We start from the raw sequence: 19800 nt of genomic DNA on the forward strand, positions 1-19800 counted from the left end.
CCGTCGCACAGGAGCTTGGAATGAGTAGCAGCCAAAAATTCATCGCGCGCAATCGCGCGCCTCGGGTCCAGATCGAATATGACGTCGAGGTCTACGGCGCCGAGAAGAAAGTTCAACTGCCTTTTGTGATGGGCGTGATGGCCGATCTGTCCGGCAATCCGGCCGATCCCTTGGCGCCTGTGGCGGACCGCAAGTTTTTGGAAGTCGATGTCGATAACTTCGACGCCCGCATGAAGGCGATGAAGCCCCGCGTGGCCATGCAAGTGCCGAACTCGCTGACCGGCGAAGGTAATCTGAGCGTCGACATCACCTTCGACAGCATGGATGACTTCACGCCCGACGCCGTGGCGCGGAAGGTTGATTCGCTGAGCAAGCTGCTTGATGCGCGCCAGCAGTTGCAAAACCTGGTCACCTATATGGACGGCAAAGGTGGGGCCGAAGAGTTGATCGGCAAGCTGATCAATGACCCGGCCTTGTTGGGTGCGCTGGCTTCGTCGGCCAAGCCGCCGGACGCTTAAGTCTGGCTTGCCGATCTCGCACCGAACAACCCACTCAAGAAATACTGGAGAAATAGATGGCAGACTCCCAAGCCTCTCAGTCCTCGGCAGCGCTGGCCAGCGTTGCGATGGAAGGCAGCGACCTCGCTTCGCTGCTGCAAAAAGAATTCAAGCCCAAGTCCGATGAAGCTAAAAGCGCGGTCGAACAAGCGGTACAAACTTTGGCCCAGCAGGCGCTGAGCCAAACCGCGCTGATCGGCAGCGACACCGTCGCTTCCATCGAGGCGATGATTGCAGCGATCGACAAGAAGCTCTCGGAGCAGATCAATTTGATCTTGCACCACCAAGACTTCCAAAAGCTCGAAGGCGCTTGGCGCGGTCTGCATTACATGGTGAACAACACCGAGACCGATGAGTCGCTGAAGATCCGGGTGATGAACGTCTCCAAGGCCGAGCTGGGCAAGACGCTCAAGCGCTACAAGGGCACCAGCTGGGATCAAAGCCCGATCTTCAAGAAGATCTACTCCGAGGAATTCAGCCAATTCGGCGGCGAGCCTTTCGGCTGCCTGGTCGGTGACTATCACTTCGACCAAAGCGCGCCCGATGTCGAGTTGCTGTCCGAGATGGCCAAGATTGCCGCTGCAGCCCATGCTCCCTTCATCACCGGAGGCTCGCCGACCTTGATGCAGATGGACTCATGGCAAGAGCTGGCCAATCCACGCGATCTGACCAAGATCTTCACGACGCCTGAATATGCGGCTTGGCGTTCGCTGCGTGAGTCGGAGGACTCTAAGTATGTGGGCCTGGCAATGCCAAGGTTCCTGTCGCGCATGCCTTACGGTGCAAAGACGAATCCGGTCGAGGCCTTCAATTTCGAAGAGGACACCGGCTCGGCTGACCACGGCAAGTACACCTGGGCGAATGCCGCCTACGCGATGGCCACCAATATCAACCGCTCCTTCAAGGAAAACGGCTGGTGCACCCGAATTCGCGGTATCGAGTCAGGTGGCGCAGTGCAGAACTTGCCCACCCACAGCTTCCCGACCGATGACGGCGGCGTGGACATGAAATGCCCGACCGAAATCGCGATCGAAGACCGGCGCGAGGCGGAGCTGGCCAAGAATGGTTTCATGCCCTTGGTGCACCGCAAGAACAGCGATTTCGCTGCCTTTATTGGCGCGCAGTCACTGCACAAGCCGGCCGAGTATGACGATCCGGACGCGACCGCCAACGCCAACTTGGCCGCCCGTTTGCCTTATCTGTTCGCCACCTGCCGTTTTGCGCATTACCTGAAGTGCATCGTGCGCGACAAGATTGGCTCGTTCAAGGAGCGTGCCGAAGTCGAGCGCTGGTTGACGAAGTGGGTCATGCAATACGTCGACGGCGATCCCGCCAACTCCTCCGAGCAGACCAAGGCGAAGAAGCCGCTCGCTGCGGCCGAAGTGGTGGTCGAGGAGGACCCGGCCAATCCAGGCTATTACAGCTCGAAGTTCTTCCTGCGGCCCCATTACCAATTGGAAGGCCTGACCGTCTCGCTGCGCTTGGTCTCCAAGCTGCCGTCGGTCAAAGGATAGACACCGACCTTGATTTCAACCTTCCCCGGTCGGCTGCATGGCTGGGGGCGCTCTCCGACAGGGCGTTTCTTGCAGTATCTAACGCCCAATTTGGGTAGCATTTCAGGAGAGCATCATGGCATTAGACATGTTCATCAATTTGGGCGCCAACATCAAGGGCGAGAGCCGCGACAAGGTGCAAGGCCCCAAGGGCGACGTCGATGTGTTGGCTTGGAGCTGGGGCATGTCGCAATCAGGCACCACCCACACCGGCGGTGGCGGCGGTGCCGGCAAGGCCAACTTCCAGGATCTGTCCTTCACCAAGTATGTGGACTCTGCATCCAGTGCCTTGATGGTTGCCTTGGCCAAGGGGAGTCACATCCCGGAAGTAAGCTTGATGGTTCGCAAGGCCGGTGAAGGTCAGCACAAATACATCCACATCACAATGAAGGAAGTGATCGTGACTTCCGTCAGCACCGGCGGCTCTGGTGGTGAAGACAAGCTGACCGAAAACGTCACGCTGAACTTTGCCGAAGTTAAATTTGACTATACGCCGCAAGATTCCAAGGGCACCGTCGCTGGCGACAAAACCTTTGCTTGGAACATTGCCGAGAATCACGCGGCTGGTTGATCGATCTTCTATGTTCTCTCCGACTGTCCTTTGGATGCTGGAGGGGCGAGAGAAGCAAAGAATCCAAGCGGCCAGCCGCGCTGGCCGCTTGGATTACCACTCTTTTTATTCAACTCACGCAGACTCACGCTGATCCTTGTTGCCCAATTCGCCGGCAATTTGGTAGGCGCAATGGCAGCCAGATGTTGCCCGGGTTTTGCGGGGGTCCTGATTTGCCGGAGTTCCCATGTCCAGTCCCGGCGCAGCCGAACAAGCCCTCAAAGACGGCGATGCAAAAGCCGCCCTCAAGCTTCTGACCGAGCAAGTCAGATCGAACCCGCAAGACGCCAAGTTGCGCGTCTTCCTGTTCCAACTGCTCTGCGTCACCGGCCAATGGGAGCGTGCGTTGAATCAGCTCAATGTCGCGCTGGAGCTCGACGCCGGCATGTTGCCCATGGTGCAAACTTACCGCGAGGCCATAGCCTGTGAGACCTTGCGCATGAAGGTTTTCGCGGGGCAAAAGGTGCCGATGTTGTTCGGTGAGCCCGAGCCTTGGGTTGCCTTGCTGATTGAGGCGCTGCTGCGTGAAGGTCGCGGCGAGCCAGATGCCGGTCGGCAGTTGCGGGCCGAGGCCTTGGAGCAGGCGCCAGCCACGTCGGGTACGGTCGACGGCCAGGCTTTCGCCTGGATTGCCGATGCCGACAGCCGGCTTGGGCCCGTGATCGAGGCCATCATCAATGGCAAGTATTACTGGCTGCCCTGGAACCGGGTGGCGCAGGTCGACATCGATCCGCCGCAGGATCTGCGCGACGCGGTCTGGATGCCGGCGCATTTCCAGTTCACGAATGGTGGCGAAGTCGTCGGTCTGATCCCTACCCGTTATCCCGACACCGAATTGGCGTCGGGCGACTTATTGGCCTTGTCGCGCAGCACCGAATGGCGCTCGCGCGGGGCAGCGGATGAATTCATTGGCCTGGGCCAGCGTTTGTTCGCCACCGATGCAGCCGATTTCGCGCTGATGGATATTCGTTCCGTCTTGCTCAATGCAGCGGCCGAGTAAGCCATGACCCAACTTCGCGCCCGTGACCGACTCCAGCCCGCGCTGCTGGACCGGCTGACCGACGACGAACCCGAGTCGGTCGTTGAAAGCAATGAGGCGCGCGTGATTGGCCGCAATCAGTTGCGCGAAATGGTGTTGCGTGACCTGTCTTGGTTGTTCAACTCGACTGCGCCGGGCGACTATATCGATTGGTCGCAGGCGCCGCATGCGCGTAAATCGGTGCTCAATTACGGTTTGCCGGCCTTGTCGGGCAGCAGCGCCTCGAATATCGACCCTCTGAGCTTGCAAGCCCGTGTCAAGCAGGCCATCCTCGACCACGAGCCGCGCATCCTGCCGCACACCTTGACGGTCGAGACGGTGATTTCTGACAAGCAGCTTGACCACCACAACCAGATCGGTTTCCGTATAGCCGGTCAGTTATGGGCCCAGCCGGTGCCGCTGGAGTTGCTCTTGCGCACCGACATCGATCTTGAAACCGGTCGGGTCGCCGTGCGCGAACTCGATCGCTGAAGGGCCAAGCATCATGGACCCGCGCCTGCTGCGTTACTACAACGACGAGTTGCGCCATTTGCGCGAGATGGGCGCCGAGTTCGCCCAGCAGTTTCCCAAGATTGCAGCCCGTCTAGGAATCGAAGGGCTGGAGGTCTCCGACCCCTATGTGGAGCGCTTGCTGGAAGGTTTTGCCTTTTTGGCAGGCCGAATCCAACTCAAGCTGGACGCCGAGTTCCCGCGCTTTACCCAGACGCTGCTGGAGATTGTCTACCCGCAGTTCCTGGCTCCTACGCCGGCGATGTTGATCGCGCGCGTCTTCCCGGATCTGGCCGACCCCAGCCTTGCGACTGGTTTGACGCTGGCGCGCGGCAGCGTGATGCACAGCCTGCCCGGCAAGGCGGGTGCCACGCCCTGCGAATTTCGCAGTGCGCATGAGCTGAAGATTTGGCCGCTGGAGTTGACGCAGGTCGAGTACTTCAGCCAGGCTGCCGACCTGCCAATTGCCGCCGTCCCCGAATGGCGCAAGTACCGCTCGGGCCTGCGCCTGCGCCTGCGGACCACCGCCAACTGCGATCTGAGCCAGCTCTCGCTTGACAGCCTGCGCCTGCATTGCACCGGTCTCGATGATGTGGCCTACCGCCTGCACGAGCTGATCTGCGGCCATGCGATGGGCGTCTTGCTGATGCCAACCAAGCGCCCGGCCGACTGGCATGAGGCCCTCGACGCCGAAAGCATCGCACCGGTTGGTTTCGACGATGAGGAGGCCTTGCTTCCGCCGACGCTGCACGGCTTCGAGGGCTACCGCATCGTGCAGGAATACTTCGCCTTCCCGCAACGGTTCTTATTTTTCGACCTGCACGATATTGGCGAGGCGCTGCGCGAGCATGGTGGCAGAGATGTCGACATCGTCATTCTGTTTTCGCGCGCCGACAACGCCTTGCTGCAGCAGGTCGACGCCAGCAATCTCGCACTCAACTGTGTGCCCGCCATCAATTTGCTTGAGCGACGCTGCGACCGTATCCAGGTCAATCCCGGCGATACCGACTACCACGTTGTGCCCGACCGCACCCGGCCCATGGACTACGAAGTGCACACGGTCACCGAGTTGATCGGCTACGGCAGCGGAGCAGGGGCGGGCCCCGCCAAAGACAAGGCCACCGAGTGGCGCTTCTTGCCCTTCTACAACGCCTTCCACACGGAAGCACGTTCGCACAATGCCTATTTCTCGGTGCAACGGATGCCGCGATTGATGTCGCAGCTGCAGACCCGCGAGGGCCCGCGCTCCAGCTATATCGGCAGCGAGGTCTATGTATCGGTCGTGGATGCGACCGAAGCGCCGTTCTCCGCCGATCTGCGCCAGCTTGGCGTGAGGGCTCTGTGCAGCAACCGCGATCTGCCGATCTTGATGCCGACCGGTAACGCCAAGGGTGATCTGACCTTGGCGCAGACCGCGCCGGTCAAGTCCATCCAGGTGATCAAGGGCCCGTCGCGCCCGCAGTCGGCCCTGCGCGAGGGCAATATCGCCTGGAAGATGATCAACCAACTGTCATTGAATCACCTGTCTTTGACCGATACCGATGCCGAGCACGGTGCGGCGGCACTGCGCGAAATCTTGCGCCTTTATGCGCCCAGCGGTGACGCCGCTGCGCAGCGCCAGGTCGACGGCCTGCGCTCGGTCAAGCTGGCCCCGGTAGTGCGGCGCCTGCCCATGGCCGGCCCCATCACCTTCGGGCGCGGCGTGGATGTGCGGGTGGAGATCGATGACCATGCGTTTGAAGGCGGCAGCGCCTTTTTGCTCGGCTTGGTGCTGGAGCGTTTTGTCGCCCGCCATGTGTCGCTGAATGGCTTCACCCAGTTGCGCCTGCATTCGCCGGCACGCGGCGATATCCTCAGCGGCCGCCCGCGCTGCGGCACCCGAGCGATTCTGTGATGACGCCGCCGGCCCGCAAGCCTACTCGCCCCGACCCGGTCCACGAGATCTCGGCCGCCGCGCACAGCTTTGATTTTTATCAGGCTTTGCGCTTGATCGATGCCTACAACCTCGACAAGCCGCGCCTGGGCACTGCCCGGCGGCCGGTTGATGAGGCGGTGCGCCTAGGTCAGGCGGCCGACTTGAGCTTTGCGCCTTCCAGCCTGAGCATGGTCGACCCGGCAGACCGCAGTGGCCGCCCGCGTGTCGAAGTGCGTTTCTTCGGCCTGTTCGGGCCGAACAGCCCGCTGCCGCTGCACATGACGGCCTATGCCCGTGAGCGCCGCATGCACAAGGGCGATGAGACCTTCGGCCGTTTTGCCGATATGTTTCACCACCGCCTTTTGCTGCTGTTCTACCGCGCTTGGGCGCAGGGCAAACCTGCCGTGAGCCTGGACCGCCCGAACGAGGACCGGTTTGCCTCCTTTGTCGGCTCGCTGATCGGCGTGGCCGGGCCAGAGTTGCAAAACCGCGATGCCGCGCCCGACCATGCGCGCTTGGCCCATGCCGGCGTCTTGTCCCGTCAGGTGCGCAATGCCGACGGCCTGGGCCTGCTGCTGTCGAGCTATTTGGGCATGCAGGCGCGCATCGAGCAGTTCCATGGCCGCTGGATGCCGCTGCAGCCCGAGGAGCGTACCTGCATCAAGCGCATCAGCCGGCGCGGTGCGTCCAGGCGTCTGTCGACCGCGCAACTCGGCGTGAGCGCCGTGCTGGGCCGCGCGGTGTTTGACCGTCAACACCATTTCCGTATTCATGTCGGCCCGCTGGACCTGCCCGCCTTTGAAGCGTTGCTGCCGGTCGGCAAAGCCTTGCCGGCGGTGCAAGCGCTGGTGCACCAATACATCGGCCTGGAACTCGGCTGGGACCTGGCGCTGCAGCTCAAGCAAGAGCAAGTGCCGGCCTGTCGGCCGGGCGTCTATGGCCGCCTGGGCTGGACCACCTGGTTGGGCAAACAGCCCGGCGAGTCCACCAGAAACCGGCCCGCAGTTTTGAATTTAAGCCCGAGGCTCGCACAGCTCTGATTCGATCCGATCCGAATACATCACAACCCTCTCTCTTGAAGGAATCACCATGGCAGACATCAACCGAGTCACACTCTTCGGCAAGTTGAACAGCGCGGCCTACAAGGCGGTTGAGGGGGCCACGGTATTCTGCAAGCTGCGCGGCAACCCCTATGTAGAGCTCGAGCATTGGATTGCGCAAATCCTGCAAAGCGCCGACTCCGACTGGCACCGCATCATCAAGCATGGCCAGCTTGACCAGTCGGCGCTCGCCAAGGATCTGACCGCCGCACTCGACCGCTTGCCGCGCGGTGCCACCAGCATCTCAGACATTGCCGAGAACATCGCCGACTCGATTGAGCGCGGTTGGGTCTACGGCACGCTACTCTACGGCGACAACACCGTGCGCACCGGCTATGTGTTGATCGGCATGCTCAAGACCAAGACCTTGCGCAACGCGTTGATCGCGATCAGCCGCCAGTTCGAAAAGCTCAAGGTCGAAGACCTCAGCGACAACCTGGCCAAGATCCTGGCCGGCTCACCCGAAGAAGGCCTGGGTGCCACCGATGGTTCTTCAGCCGGCGGCAGCGCACCGGGCGAAGACACGGGTGCCATGGCCCCAGCCGCGATGGGCAAGCAAGAAGCCTTGAAGAAATTCACCGTCGACCTGACGGCTCAGGCTAGAGAGGGCAAGATGGACCCCATCGTCGGCCGCGACGACGAGATCCGCCAAGTGGTTGACATCTTGATGCGCCGCCGCCAGAACAACCCCATCCTGGTCGGTGAGGCCGGCGTCGGCAAAACGGCGGTGGTCGAAGGCTTTGCCCAGCGCATTGCGCGTGGCGATGTGCCGCCGAGCTTGAAGGATGTGGAATTACGCTCGCTCGATGTGGGCCTTCTGCAAGCTGGGGCCAGCATGAAGGGCGAGTTCGAGCAGCGCCTGCGCTCGGTGATCGAAGAGGTGCAGGCCAGCGCCAAACCCATCATTTTGTTCATTGACGAAACCCACACCCTGGTCGGTGCGGGCGGTGCCGCCGGCACCGGCGATGCAGCTAATTTGTTGAAGCCCGCCTTGGCGCGCGGCACGCTGCGCACCATCGGTGCAACGACCTTTGCCGAGTACAAAAAGCACATCGAGAAAGACCCGGCACTGACCCGGCGGTTCCAGACCGTGCAGGTGGACGAGCCGGACGAGGCCAAGGCGATTTTGATGATGCGCGGCGTTGCCAGCACGATGGAAAAACACCACAAGGTGCAGATCCTCGACGAGGCGCTGGAGGCGGCCGTGCGCCTGAGCCACCGCTACATCCCGGCGCGCCAGTTGCCCGACAAGTCGGTCAGCCTGCTCGACACCGCCTGCGCCCGTGTCGCGGTCAGCCTGCACGCCACCCCCGCCGAGGTGGATGACTGCCGCAAGCGCATCGAGGCGCTGGAGACGGAGCTCGGCATCATCGCCCGCGAGAAGGCGATCGGCATCGACATTGGCAAGCGCGAGAGCGAAGCCAGCGAGTTCCTGGCCAGTGAGCGTGATCGTCTGGCGGGCCTGGATGCCCGCTGGGCCGAGGAAAAAGCGTTAGTCGACCAATTGTTAGACCTGCGCGCCAAGCTGCGCGCCGGCATTCGCCCGGTGGAAGGTACCGGCAGTAAGTTGGAGGCCGAAGCGGCCGCCGAGGCTGCGGCCGAAGGTTTGACCGAAGGCGACAGAGAAGCTGAGCGTTTGGCGTTGCTGGCGCAATTGAACGAAGTGCAAGCCAAGCTCAGCACCTTGCAAGGCGAAACGCCGCTGATCCTGCCCACGGTGGACTACCAGGCCGTCGCGGCCGTGGTGGGCGACTGGACCGGCATCCCGGTCGGCCGCATGGCCCGCAACGAGATCGAGACCATTCTGAAGGTGGCCGATTCGCTGGCGCAGCGCGTGATCGGCCAAGACCACGCGATGGAGATGATCGCCAAGCGCATCCAGACCTCGCGCGCCGGCTTGGATAACCCGAACAAGCCGATAGGGGTCTTCATGCTGGCCGGCACCTCGGGCGTAGGCAAGACCGAGACCGCCTTGGCGCTGGCCGAGGCCTTGTACGGTGGCGAGCAGAACATGATCACCGTCAATATGAGCGAGTATCAGGAAGCGCACACGGTCAGTACCTTGAAGGGCGCGCCTCCGGGTTATGTCGGTTATGGCGAGGGCGGCGTGTTGACCGAAGCGGTGCGCCGCAAGCCTTATAGCGTGGTGCTGCTGGACGAGGTGGAGAAAGCCCATCCGGATGTGCACGAAATGTTCTTCCAAGTCTTTGACAAAGGCTTTATGGAAGACGGGGAAGGGCGGTTTATTGACTTTAAAAACACGCTGATTCTGTTGACGACCAATGCCGGAACCGATTTGATCGCTGGCCTGTGCAAAGACCCCGATCTGATGCCCGATCCGGAAGGCATGGCCAAGGCACTGCGTGAGCCGCTGTTGAAAATATTCCCGCCGGCCTTGTTGGGGCGCTTGGTGGCAATTCCTTATTACCCGCTGTCGGATGAGATGCTGGGCAAGATCGTTGTGCTGCAACTGAATCGGATCAAGAAGCGGGTCGAGGCGCGTTACAAGATTCCGTTCAATTACAGCGATGAGGTCGTGAAACTGGTGGTTTCGCGCTGTACCGAATCGGAGTCCGGTGGGCGGATGATTGATGCGATTCTCACCAATACCATGCTGCCGGATATTTCGCGTCAGTTCCTGACTCGGATGATGGAGGGGAATGAGATTGCGGGGGTGACAGTGGATGTGGGTGGCGGGGAATTTGCTTACACGTTTGCGTGAGTGTCAGCTTTTGTGGCGAGACTTCAAACTAAATTCTTAAATCCATCTTTTGATTGTTTAATGAGGAACTGGCGATGAATAAAAATAAGCTGACTCGTTGGAATGATACGATTAGATATTTGAATGATAGTTTTCCGACTGCCGCTCCTAGAATAGGCGATCACATCAACACCATTGTCTCCGATAATCCGACACGCGAGTCAATATCGGAGCAATTGGCTTTAGGTAGTGCCAATCGTGTTCATAAGAATACTGACGCCAATAAGAATGCTCGGCACGCCCTTCGAGGCTTGTTATTATGCCAGCGCATCTATTTTTCCGAAAAATGGGCTAATTCCAACTTCGTCGGCGAGCCCGTAGCGGTGCCACTTTCAGCGCTCGACGCGAATTGGAGGACATTGAGCTTAAACACATGGGGAATGAGAAGCGAGGCGAGTATTCTTGATGCGATTGCCATGTTTGCAACCGTTCCGAATGTCAGCGCGAGCGATGTCTCAGTTGTAGCAAAGCTCGGCCCGCCGACCGGGTTAAGGCCTGCGATCGCGGGCAACCTGGAAGCGTGTAGATCGACCTTCGAAGTGACCGGAGCCGCCGAGACATGCTATCGCGGGGTGCTTGGTTGGTTATTGAAATCCGGGTTGGTGTCGTTTCGGTGGTTTATGCAAAACGCAGCGCCTACTGGTGAAGCTTCGCTGAAGGCGCTTTTTGGAGACGGTGAGGTAGTGTGGACTTCAGATCAGATTTTTGTTGATGGCAGTGTACTTCCCGACGTTGAAGCTGGATATATTGTCCACATGTGGAATGAGAATACTGGACCTGCTGGCTGGAATGGGCACTGGGTTATTAGTAATGGGGATGGCACATTTTGTGGAGTGAATAATGGCGAGGTTAAAGCGGGGCTAGGGCGAGTACAGGTACTAAAAAATTACTCCAATAATGGCACCTTAAGGAGCCAGTTTGAAGGCTATGGCGGATATGAGATGAAGGAAGTCAAAGGAAGCGGAGGATTCTTGACGCTTGTAGAGAAAACACCTCGTGAGGCCACAAAGGGGAAAATGGTTAAATTCAATCCACTAAATTTACCCGGGCGTATGTAGTCACTGCCATTCTGATGAGATTTACTGAAAAATAGCTTGGTCATTGCCCGTAAATTTCCTCTTGTGCCAGCCCTCTGGGGGTACCCAGGGTATTGAATTGAAAAATTACTGACCGGAATTCAAAATCCTTCCTGGATTTTATTTTTTTGAGGTTAGGTCTTGAATCTGAACACCCAGCTCTTGACCAGCAGGCCCGCAATCAGAACAAATTTTGGATTCAAGGCCTGCCGCCATGTCTTTCTTTGAATTAATGACTTGGTCCCAGGTTGTCGCTTTTTCATATTTTCTTGACTAACAAGGAGCGCAGATGAGTTTCAGTAAATTGCAAGACTTGGGCGTGCCAACCGCTTGGGCCGCACATCTCAAAGATAGCTACAAAAAGTGTCGCGGTGACCATACGGACAGTTGGTATTCTTGGGCCAAGACTCAATTTCGAAGTGGGAATAGGGCTGATACCGCTGTAGCTACCACAGGTCATGTTGCAACTGCCGGTGGAGTTGTTACCGGTGCACTAGCTCTACCGGGGGCGAGCACGGTTGCCGCTGCTGCATTTGGAACGGCGGCAGGAGCTGCTACTTTGTATGCTCTTCCCTTGGTTATTACTGCCGCCGCGATTGCATACTGGGGATACAAAAAAAGCGAGAAAAATAAAATAAATAAGGAAATTTGGGATTTTTGGACATCAAAGGTTCGCGGCCAACCCGCCATTGTCTTGAGCAGTATTCCGAAGGAAAAATACCTGCTGTGGCTTGGCTGGTTTGCAGACGAAGGGATAGCCAACATGAATCACATGGGGGCCAAGAATGAGGAGGCGAAACAAACATTCGATAAAAAATATAATGCCATCAAGAGCGATTCAGTCTCACTTGAGGCAAAAATTAGTTTATTTAACCGGCCTGGGCTTCGCCCACCCACGGAGGCTAAAAAAAGGGCTGAAGAACTTAAGCGCTTGAATGATGAGCGGGACAAATTGGCGCTAAAATTTATCGACCTTGGTAAAGACCTGCAATACATCATCTATCGCGTCGAAAGATTTTTGATGTACCACGCAATGCTCGACCTCACAGTCCGTGGGCTGGAAAGTTATACGGATGTAGTGGCAATTGAACGAGATGCGCAAACCGCTTTTACTCAACAAACTGACTCATACAAGGCTTTGCGTGACTTAATGGCATTGCTGCCACCTGCCAAGTAAAGAAACTTTGACCTCAATTCATGACCGGCGTTGAGGGGGAAAATTGAATATATATTCAACCGTTCGAGGAAGTCAGGCTCAGGCGCGGTCAAGGTCCACAAATCAATATTGCGTTGTTTGTGCAATTGCCTTGCCGTCGATGCCATGTGGCGGGCAGCCAAATCAATCGACCGCAACCATTTACCCCTGTTGCCAAACCGTCGCCTGCCGCATGATCGTCAGCCGCCGGAGCGAAATGAGCGCAGCCGGCTTCAGGCATTACTTGCAAATCGAAGCGCGTCAAGCCCAAGGTCGGCTGGCTCGCGCCAAACTGGCTCAAGAGAAGAGCGAAACCGAGATGCAGCAGAACGTGGCGGCTTGGGGCAGACTGAGGCAATACCTGGCGCCCGAAAGTTCGCTGTTGTCGCTCGTGCAATTGGTGGTCCCGTCCGGACCACGGCAGGCTAGCCAAGTGACAGCGCAGCGTCGGCAAAAATACCGCGACCATCTCACCAAGATCATTGCCGAAGCCTTGAATGAGCCTGAACCTGAGGCTCAGCGCGTGTCAGAGCCGCAGCCGCAGCAAGCAAACTCTGATGGGCCAAGCCCCGCCTCCCAAACCTTCGCTTCCAAGTTGCCTGGCCGCCTCTGTGCCTTTTGCGGTGGAGGCTGTTGCACGCGCGGCGGCAATGAAGCCTATCTGACGGCAGCAACGATGCGCCGTGTGTTGGCCGAGCAGCCCAAGTTGCAAACGTCTAAGCGATTGCTCGACTGTTATCTGGATCGGGTACCGAGCAAGTCGCAGTCCGGTTCCTGTATCAACCACGGGCCGCAGGGCTGTAGCTTGAGCCGCGAGATGCGCAGCGATATTTGCAACAACTACGCCTGCGAAGCGCTGGCGCGGCTTCAATATGCGCAGCGCCAGGCCGAGAAATCGACGCCTCAGCCTGCAGAACTTGCCGTGCTGGTCTTGCGCCGCAAGCAGGATAACTGGCTTCGCGGCACGCTGGGGCTGGACAACGCGATCAAGGCCGGCGCCATATTGAGCGAATCCGGGATTGAGCATCTCACCGCGTCGCGTCCGCTTGGCATAAAAAGAGCCAAGCGCTCAGTGGATCAAGCAGACGATCGCTCTGGCAACAGTGTGCCAGCATCGGCGTCACTGCAGACTGTTTGCCTTGATTCGCTCGACTCGATTTGAAGGGCTAGCCAAGCTCACCGCCATGCGCAGCAAATGCCGCAAACAACAGCCCCCGTACCGGGAGATCACTTTCCGTGCGCAGGGTGACGTGATTGACGGCTTTGATCGACAGTCCTGCACCTTCGAGTAGGCCGCGCACATATGGGTCGCTATGGCTGTAGCGCCCGTGAGGGTGCAAGGTGTATCCAGGGTCGCTGTTCGTGCTGCGCTCTTCGACCGTGAAGACCAGATAGCCGCCGGGACGAAGCGCTTGTGTAGCGGCGACCACGGCCTGCTGCAAGACACCGAAATAGCACAAGGTATCGGCTGCGAGGATCAGGTCAAATTGGCTCGGGTGGGCGCTCAAAAAGTCTGTGAGTTCAGCCTGTTCTAGCCGGTCGTAGCTGTGGTGAAGGGCAGCCTTGTCCAGCATGCCTTTGGACAAGTCCACGCCAATAAGTGTCGCCGCATAGGGTTTGAGGTAAGGGGCACACAGACCGGTGCCGCAGCCGGCGTCGAGCACCTGTAGCTTGGCGGCGGGCGCGCCCAGAAGTTCCGCCACCAGGCCACCCGTCAGCGCGGGCGCGCGATAGTCCAAGCGGGCTAGCACTTCGTCAAAGCTTTCGGCGAAGCTGTTGAAAGTGTCTTTTACATAGCCGTCGGAGGCTCGACTGAGCCGGGATTCGCCCTCGTAGGCCGCAATCATGTGTTCGATAACGGGGTTGTGGGGATCGAGCTCTTGCCACTGCTTGTAGACGGTCAACGCTTCATCAAAGCGTTTGCAAATGGCCAGGGCATTGCCCAAATCTTGGTAGGCCCTGGGCGCGTAAGGGGCCAGTGCGATAGCGCGGCGGTAGGCCGTGAGTGCGCCTTCAAGGCGGCCGCATTTCTTGAGCACGTTGCCGAGGTTGTGCCAGGCCTCAGCAAAGTCCTCTTTGAGCACGATGGCTTGCTGGTAGCTGGCAATCGCCTCATCAAAGCGGTTTTGTTTGGTCAGCACCACACCCAAGTTGTTGTGTGCGGCCACAAATTGCGGGCGCAGAGCAATCGCGGATCGGTAAGCTGCTTCAGCTCGCGTCACCTCGCCGAGCTCTTTGTAGACGTTGCCGAGGTTGCTATGGGCGTCCACATACCCCGGCACCAGGTTGACAGCGCGGTTGATTAGTATGGCGGCTTCGCGGGGCCGGCCGAGCTGGTGTTCGGCGACGCCCAAATAGTGCAATGCATCGGGCAGTTCGGGAGCCAAGCTGAGGATCACGCGGTAATGATCGGCCGCCGCCTGAATTTGCCCGGCCTGGTGTTTGGCCATGGCCGCCTGCATGTTGACTTGCAAATGAAGGAAATGCTTCGCGGTCGGGGGCTGCTTGCGCTTCATAGACTCAGGATAAGGACGATGACTGAACTGAGTGGCAATCATCCTGCAGTACTGGGAAAGCCGGCAAGTTGCTGGGGCGCCCTCAAGCGAACATTGCCGAGCCGATGCAAGCTTAGCCAAGCATCGATGATGCGGGCGTCAAAGGACTGACTTCAATACGCCATATCCGTCTGAATGCAGGTCAACCCCGCTGGTCCGTTTGGTCAACGTCCGACCGTCACACGCCGGTTTTCGGCCGCAGTCGGCATCCCAGGCTTCAACAACTCCTTGGATCCCACGCCGGCGACGTCGAACATGCCAGCATCAACACCCTTGTTGACCAAGTAACGTTTAACTTCTTCGGCACGGCGCTGAGAGAGCGCCAGATTGGCCGCCTCTTCACCGCTGCTGTCGGCATGGCCGACGATGCGGATCTTCTTGGTCGAGCCCGTCTTGCCCTTCAAGACCTCTGCAAAGACGTCAAGTTGCTGTTTGAGTGATTCGGGCAAGGTGGCCGAACCAATCGCGAAGGCCACGGCGCTGAGCGAGAAAGTGGTGGCCGGCTTGAAGCCCATGCATTTGAAGCCGCTCTTGATCAACTCCTCGCACATGTCTTCCGGAAACAGACCTTCCTTGAGCGTCACAGCGTCGGGTACTTTGCTGCCCAGGTCCGTCATCGGTGCGGTGAGCGTCGCGGCAGCAGGAGCGGCGTTTGAGGCTGAAGTTTGAGCACTCGCCCCAACAGCGGCAGCCAAGAAAATCGCGCCCAAACTCAGCCGCAGCGCAGCATTGGAAACCTCAGAAACTGACAATTGCTTAGACATGACGGTTCACCTCGGAGAGTCCGACTGCATCGACAGCATCGGTTGTTAACTGAAAAGACTTGCGCAGTGCCGGCAGCCCAGATGCTGAAGCATTGAGACGCGCAAACTTGCGCCGGTATCAACTGGAGATTGCGCGAGATTCTCGCACCTTGTTGTGTCAAATAACACGCGACACAGCTGCCCAAATGGCTCGGGGTTTTCCATGAGCGCATAGGCACCGTGCTTTGCGTCTGTTCATACATGATTGCCTGTTTCTCATCGCTTGGCCAGCACGCGTGAATATATCCACCAGACACTGTGTTTTCAAGCAGATGTGCTACAAGGCCGGGTGTTTTCGGCAGATGCGTTGGTCCAGCTGCCAGCAGCGCTTGCGCAGCCATATGAACACCAACTCCACAAAAAAATCACCGGCAAGTCGTTAGGGAATTTGTGAAAAAGAAAGCGCTCGCAGTCGTATCAGCTTCATTACTCGAATTGATGAGCCCCAGCCTCGTGCGGGCGCAAGCTGTGGCCACACCCATCATCGTTCCGCGAGCGTCGGATTTGGCGCCAAAGCCGGAGCGGCTGGACTCAGATCCTAGCTTGCTGCCTCAGCGCACACCTTTGCGTGAATTGCAAAAGCCAGAGGACGAAATCTTGGTCGACGTAGCGGGTTTCGCGCTGCCGGCCGATGCGCCCCCCAAGCTCAAAGATGCGCTTGCCGGCCTGACCGCACCCTATATCGGCAAAGGCCGGACTTGGGAAGACTTGGTCAACGCCAAGGACGCGGTCACGCGCTTCATGCAGAGCCAGCTGGGCTTTTACCTTGGCTATGCCTATATCCCCGAGCAGGTGCCAGTTGACGACGTGATTCAACTGGCCGTACTGGAGGGGCGGCTCGACCAAGTGCGCCTGATTTGGGACGACGATCAGATTGTCGATCGATCCGTCGTCGAGGCTTATTTGGCGCAACTCAAGCCGGGCACCATCCTGACGGTCCCTGAGGTGGAGCGGGTGGTGTTCTTGATCAATGACTTGCGCGGCATCTTCGCCACGTTTGAGATCGAACCGGGTTCCTTGCCCGGCACCGCCAATTTGGTCGTGAAACCCAGGCGCGAGAGCCGCATGGCCTACAAGGTGGACGTGGACGTCAATGGCTCGCGCTTCATTGGCTTGGCGCGTGTGGGTGCACAGGCAACGATCGGCAGCCCCTTCGGTTTGGGTGATAGCGCGTCCATCAGTGCACTCAGTTCTACGAATGCCGGCATGAAGTTTGTCTTGGCCGGCTACAGCTCGCCACTGGGCGGCAGCGGCTTGCGGGCTGGCGGTGCGGTTTCTGCGGTCAGCTACCAGCTGGACGAGAACGAATTTCCGATTGGCCGCCACGGCACGGCCTTGAACGCCAATCTATTTGGCCTCTACCCGGCGGTTCGCTCGCGCAATTTGAATCTCTTCACCTTGCTGTCCTACGACGAAAAGCACTATGACGACCGTGAAGACGCCTCGGCATCGGTGACCAAAAAGCGGGTGCAAAGCTTGCTGCTGGCAGCCAATGGCGACACCCGTGACAGCTTCTTGTCCGGTGGTGTGAATAGCTATGACTTCGGGGTGGCAGCGGGCAAGGTGACCTATGCCGACGGGCCACCTTCGGGCTTGACCGACGCGCCCAATTATTCCAAGTTCACGGCGGCGGTTTCGCGCTTGCAAAATATGGTGACCGGCAAGCTACTCGCCTATCTGAGTCTGCGCGGCCAGTACAGCTTCAGCAATCTGGATACGACAGAACAATTCCGCCTGGGCGGGCCGGATGGGGTACGGGCCTTCGCCAACGGAGAGGGTACAGGCGATTCGGGCCTGATCGCGACGGCAGAGTTGCGTGCGCCGCTGACGGCGATGTTCACCGGACAGTTGGCGCAGGAAACCGTGCTGGCTCTGTTCGCCGATTTCGGCCACATCTTGTTCCGACATGACCTGGGCAGCCACGCGGGTTCAAAGGAACAGAGCAACACGGCAAACTACTCGGGCGCCGGCCTGGGTTTGGCCTGGGTGCGAGCTGGGCAATACGCCTTTCGGCTGAGCATCGCCAAGCCTATCAAGGGTGAAGCAAAAGGCGACACGACAGTGCGAGACCCCAGGGTTTACGCTTTGTTCAGCGCCTACTTCTGAAGCCAAAGAGCTCGCGCGTGTGGCCCCCGACATGCAGAGAAAGTACTACTTGCCAGGAAAAAATCATGCGTGCCCAGAACAAAACTACCAATCGCCCCAAGCACAGCTTTGCTGCCGACTGCCTTTGCCTAACGCCTGTTTGCGTGGCAGCCTTGCTGGCCACCGGCTTTGGCCAATCAGCGCAAGCCTTGCCGCAGGGCGGGCAGGTGGTGGCAGGCTCGGCCGTGATCAACGCAGCCGGTGTGGGCAGGCTTGAAATCAAGCAAGCCAGCGATTCGGCCAGCATCGATTGGCGAACCTTCTCCGTCGGCGCGGCCGAGTCGCTGCGCATCACGCAGCCCAGCAGCAGCTCGGTCTTGGTGAATCGGGTCACGGGCAATGACGCGAGTCAGATTTTGGGACGCATCGACGCCAATGGCCGGGTGTTTTTGAGTAATCCACGCGGTATTGTTTTCGGGCGCGATGCGGTCGTCGATGTCGGCGGCTTGGTGGCCACGAGTTTGGCCATTGCGCCTGACAACAAGACTGGGCTCTACAGCTTAACCGGCGGCACCGAGCAGCCCGGTGAAATCATTGTCGACGGCACGATTCGCGCATCTAGAGGCACGGTGGTGTTTGCCGGCCCGCAAATCAGCCTGAATGGCCAGATCGAAGCGCGTCGCGTGGCCGCAGCTGCGGTCAACGCGGTGCAGATCGATATCGACGGCGACGGCCTGGTTTTCTTCAAGCCCCGCAACGACGAGCAACTCGATGCCAAGCTGAAGGTCTTGGGCAAGATCCAGGCTGACGGCGGCACGGTCGACCTGCGCGCGGCGGCTAGGGCAGGGCTGGCGGACACGGTCTTGAATATGGACGGTGTGGTGCAGGCGCGCTCGATCGGCACCCGCAATGGCCAGGTGTTCATCAACGGCGGCGCGGTCGGCGACACGGTGGTGACGGGCAAGATCGACGTCAGTGGTGCGGGTGCGGACGAGCGGGCTGGCGAGGTGAGGGTGCTGGGGCAGCGGGTGGGGCTGTTTGGCTCGGCCTTGATTGACGCATCGGGCGCATCGGGTGGCGGTTTGGTGCATGTGGGGGGTGGTTTCCAGGGCCACGGTGAGCCGCTGAACGCCAGCATGACGGTGATCGGCCCAAAGGCCAATATCAATGCCAGCGCGACAGACAAGGGCGACGGTGGGCAGGTGGTGGTATGGGCGGATGGACATACCCGTTTTAACGGTGCGATCAGAGTGCGCGGGGGTGTCAACGAAGGCAACGGAGGCCAGGTCGAAACTTCTGGCAAACAGACGCTGCACGCGACAGGCACTGTCGATGCTGGTGCGTCGCGAGGCAAGGGCGGCAACTGGTTGCTGGACCCGAACAATATTTCGATCGACGCGGTCGGCGCGCATACCAATGTGGACGATACGACGCCCCCATTTTTTGCCAGCACGGATGACAGCGCCATCGTCAGCAATTCAGTGCTGGCAGCCGCGTTGACGGGTGGCACGACGATCAGGGTCCAAGCGGGATCCGCAGGCGCCAATACTGAAGGCGGAGATATCACAGTCAATTCGACAGTGACGTCAGCCGGCAGTGCCACCCTGACACTTGATGCGCAACGCGACATCATTTTTACCGGCAGCGGCAAGCTGTTGGCGGGCGGCGGGCAAACCTTGGCGGTCAATCTCAATGCCGGCTCCAATTTGGCTTTTACCTCCCCTGGCACCAATACCAGCGCCATCACCATGGCCAACGGTGCGCAAATCGTGACCGGCGGGGCCAACCTGAGCGCAACGGCCAATACCACAGGCATCACGCTGGCCGGTATTGATACCGGGGCAGGCAGCTTGACGGTCAATTCGAACGGCGGGGCGATCACGCAAAACTCGGCTCTGACGGTCGGGGGTGTGGCGAGCTTTAACGGTGGCGCTGCATCGATCACCTTGGGCAATGCCTCCAACAACTTCACGGGCGCGGTGAGTCTGACCAACACCGGCGCGAACAACGTACAGGTGACGGATGCAAACGCCTTGACGCTGGGCACGTTGAGCATTGCTGC

15 protein-coding genes are annotated in these 19800 nt (G+C 59.1%); 13 read left to right on the top strand and 2 right to left on the bottom strand.

Annotation, left to right across the window (positions count from 1 at the left end; genetic code table 11):
• Window positions 1–20 precede the first annotated feature (20 nt).
• From tssB to LNV09_RS17630, 11 genes are all read left to right on the top strand, one after another.
• Window positions 21–518 carry a type VI secretion system contractile sheath small subunit gene (gene tssB, locus LNV09_RS17580; RefSeq protein WP_263558365.1) on the top strand — a complete coding sequence of 166 codons (498 nt, stop codon included), beginning with the start codon at window positions 21–23 and terminating at the stop codon, window positions 516–518.
• Between the two features lie 56 nt (window positions 519–574).
• Complete coding sequence (gene tssC, locus LNV09_RS17585) at window positions 575–2071, top strand: type VI secretion system contractile sheath large subunit (RefSeq protein WP_263558366.1); 1497 nt, start codon at window positions 575–577, stop codon at window positions 2069–2071.
• A gap of 115 nt (window positions 2072–2186) precedes the next feature.
• Window positions 2187–2681, top strand: coding sequence for an Hcp family type VI secretion system effector (locus LNV09_RS17590; protein WP_263558367.1), 495 nt, complete (start codon window positions 2187–2189; stop codon window positions 2679–2681).
• A gap of 226 nt (window positions 2682–2907) precedes the next feature.
• Window positions 2908–3720 carry a type VI secretion system accessory protein TagJ gene (locus tag LNV09_RS17595; RefSeq protein WP_263558368.1) on the top strand — a complete coding sequence of 271 codons (813 nt, stop codon included), beginning with the start codon at window positions 2908–2910 and terminating at the stop codon, window positions 3718–3720.
• 3 nt (window positions 3721–3723) lie between these two features.
• Window positions 3724–4230 carry a type VI secretion system baseplate subunit TssE gene (gene tssE / locus LNV09_RS17600; RefSeq protein ID WP_263558369.1) on the top strand — a complete coding sequence of 169 codons (507 nt, stop codon included), beginning with the start codon at window positions 3724–3726 and terminating at the stop codon, window positions 4228–4230.
• 13 nt (window positions 4231–4243) lie between these two features.
• Window positions 4244–6142, top strand: a complete 1899-nt coding sequence (tssF, locus tag LNV09_RS17605) for a type VI secretion system baseplate subunit TssF (protein WP_263558370.1) — start codon at window positions 4244–4246, stop codon at window positions 6140–6142.
• A complete protein-coding gene (tssG, locus tag LNV09_RS17610) occupies window positions 6142–7203 on the top strand; it encodes a type VI secretion system baseplate subunit TssG (protein WP_263558371.1) in 1062 nt (353 codons plus the stop codon). The genes tssF and tssG overlap by 1 nt, the downstream gene beginning before the upstream one ends.
• A gap of 49 nt (window positions 7204–7252) precedes the next feature.
• Complete coding sequence (tssH, locus tag LNV09_RS17615; protein WP_263558372.1) at window positions 7253–9985, top strand: type VI secretion system ATPase TssH; 2733 nt, start codon at window positions 7253–7255, stop codon at window positions 9983–9985.
• Between the two features lie 74 nt (window positions 9986–10059).
• The gene (locus LNV09_RS17620) at window positions 10060–11082 is read left to right on the top strand and encodes a hypothetical protein (protein ID WP_263558373.1); all 1023 of its coding nucleotides are present in this window, start codon (window positions 10060–10062) and stop codon (window positions 11080–11082) included.
• A 307-nt stretch (window positions 11083–11389) separates the two neighbouring features.
• Window positions 11390–12277: a hypothetical protein gene (locus tag LNV09_RS17625; RefSeq protein WP_263558374.1), complete on the top strand. Its 888-nt coding sequence runs from the start codon at window positions 11390–11392 to the stop codon at window positions 12275–12277.
• Between the two features lie 337 nt (window positions 12278–12614).
• Window positions 12615–13457 (top strand): hypothetical protein, encoded by an 843-nt coding sequence (locus LNV09_RS17630; protein ID WP_263558375.1) that lies wholly within the window; start codon window positions 12615–12617, stop codon window positions 13455–13457.
• A gap of 4 nt (window positions 13458–13461) precedes the next feature.
• Here the strand turns inward: LNV09_RS17630 and LNV09_RS17635 are convergent, their stop codons facing one another.
• Both LNV09_RS17635 and LNV09_RS24765 read right to left on the bottom strand, forming a co-directional pair.
• Window positions 13462–14745 (bottom strand): tetratricopeptide repeat protein, encoded by a 1284-nt coding sequence (locus LNV09_RS17635; protein ID WP_263558376.1) that lies wholly within the window; start codon window positions 14743–14745, stop codon window positions 13462–13464.
• 269 nt (window positions 14746–15014) lie between these two features.
• A complete protein-coding gene (locus LNV09_RS24765; protein ID WP_318023304.1) occupies window positions 15015–15614 on the bottom strand; it encodes an OmpA family protein in 600 nt (199 codons plus the stop codon).
• A 477-nt stretch (window positions 15615–16091) separates the two neighbouring features.
• Between LNV09_RS24765 and LNV09_RS17645 the strand changes: the two genes are divergently transcribed.
• On the top strand, window positions 16092–17759 hold the full coding sequence (locus tag LNV09_RS17645) for a ShlB/FhaC/HecB family hemolysin secretion/activation protein (RefSeq protein ID WP_263558377.1): 1668 nt from the start codon (window positions 16092–16094) through the stop codon (window positions 17757–17759).
• A 65-nt stretch (window positions 17760–17824) separates the two neighbouring features.
• Window positions 17825–19800 (top strand): two-partner secretion domain-containing protein (locus tag LNV09_RS17650; protein WP_263558378.1); only part of this gene is annotated, 1976 nt, incomplete at its 3' end.

Source organism: Paucibacter sp. B2R-40, assembly GCF_025717555.1.
Classification (GTDB): Bacteria; Pseudomonadota; Gammaproteobacteria; order Burkholderiales; family Burkholderiaceae_C; genus Paucibacter_A.

Coding starts and splice junctions, on each gene's coding strand:
- tssH (WP_263558372.1), top strand. CDS start 7,253: ATGGCAGACATCAACCGAGTCACACTCTTCGGCAAGTTGAACAGCGCG.
- LNV09_RS17645 (WP_263558377.1), top strand. CDS start 16,092: ATGAGCCCCAGCCTCGTGCGGGCGCAAGCTGTGGCCACACCCATCATC.
- LNV09_RS17635 (WP_263558376.1), bottom strand. CDS start 14,745: ATGGCCAAACACCAGGCCGGGCAAATTCAGGCGGCGGCCGATCATTAC.
- LNV09_RS17620 (WP_263558373.1), top strand. CDS start 10,060: ATGAATAAAAATAAGCTGACTCGTTGGAATGATACGATTAGATATTTG.
- tssE (WP_263558369.1), top strand. CDS start 3,724: ATGACCCAACTTCGCGCCCGTGACCGACTCCAGCCCGCGCTGCTGGAC.
- tssF (WP_263558370.1), top strand. CDS start 4,244: ATGGACCCGCGCCTGCTGCGTTACTACAACGACGAGTTGCGCCATTTG.
- LNV09_RS17590 (WP_263558367.1), top strand. CDS start 2,187: ATGGCATTAGACATGTTCATCAATTTGGGCGCCAACATCAAGGGCGAG.
- LNV09_RS17630 (WP_263558375.1), top strand. CDS start 12,615: ATGCAGCAGAACGTGGCGGCTTGGGGCAGACTGAGGCAATACCTGGCG.
- tssB (WP_263558365.1), top strand. CDS start 21: ATGAGTAGCAGCCAAAAATTCATCGCGCGCAATCGCGCGCCTCGGGTC.
- tssG (WP_263558371.1), top strand. CDS start 6,142: ATGACGCCGCCGGCCCGCAAGCCTACTCGCCCCGACCCGGTCCACGAG.
- LNV09_RS17595 (WP_263558368.1), top strand. CDS start 2,908: ATGTCCAGTCCCGGCGCAGCCGAACAAGCCCTCAAAGACGGCGATGCA.
- tssC (WP_263558366.1), top strand. CDS start 575: ATGGCAGACTCCCAAGCCTCTCAGTCCTCGGCAGCGCTGGCCAGCGTT.
- LNV09_RS24765 (WP_318023304.1), bottom strand. CDS start 15,614: ATGTCTAAGCAATTGTCAGTTTCTGAGGTTTCCAATGCTGCGCTGCGG.
- LNV09_RS17625 (WP_263558374.1), top strand. CDS start 11,390: ATGAGTTTCAGTAAATTGCAAGACTTGGGCGTGCCAACCGCTTGGGCC.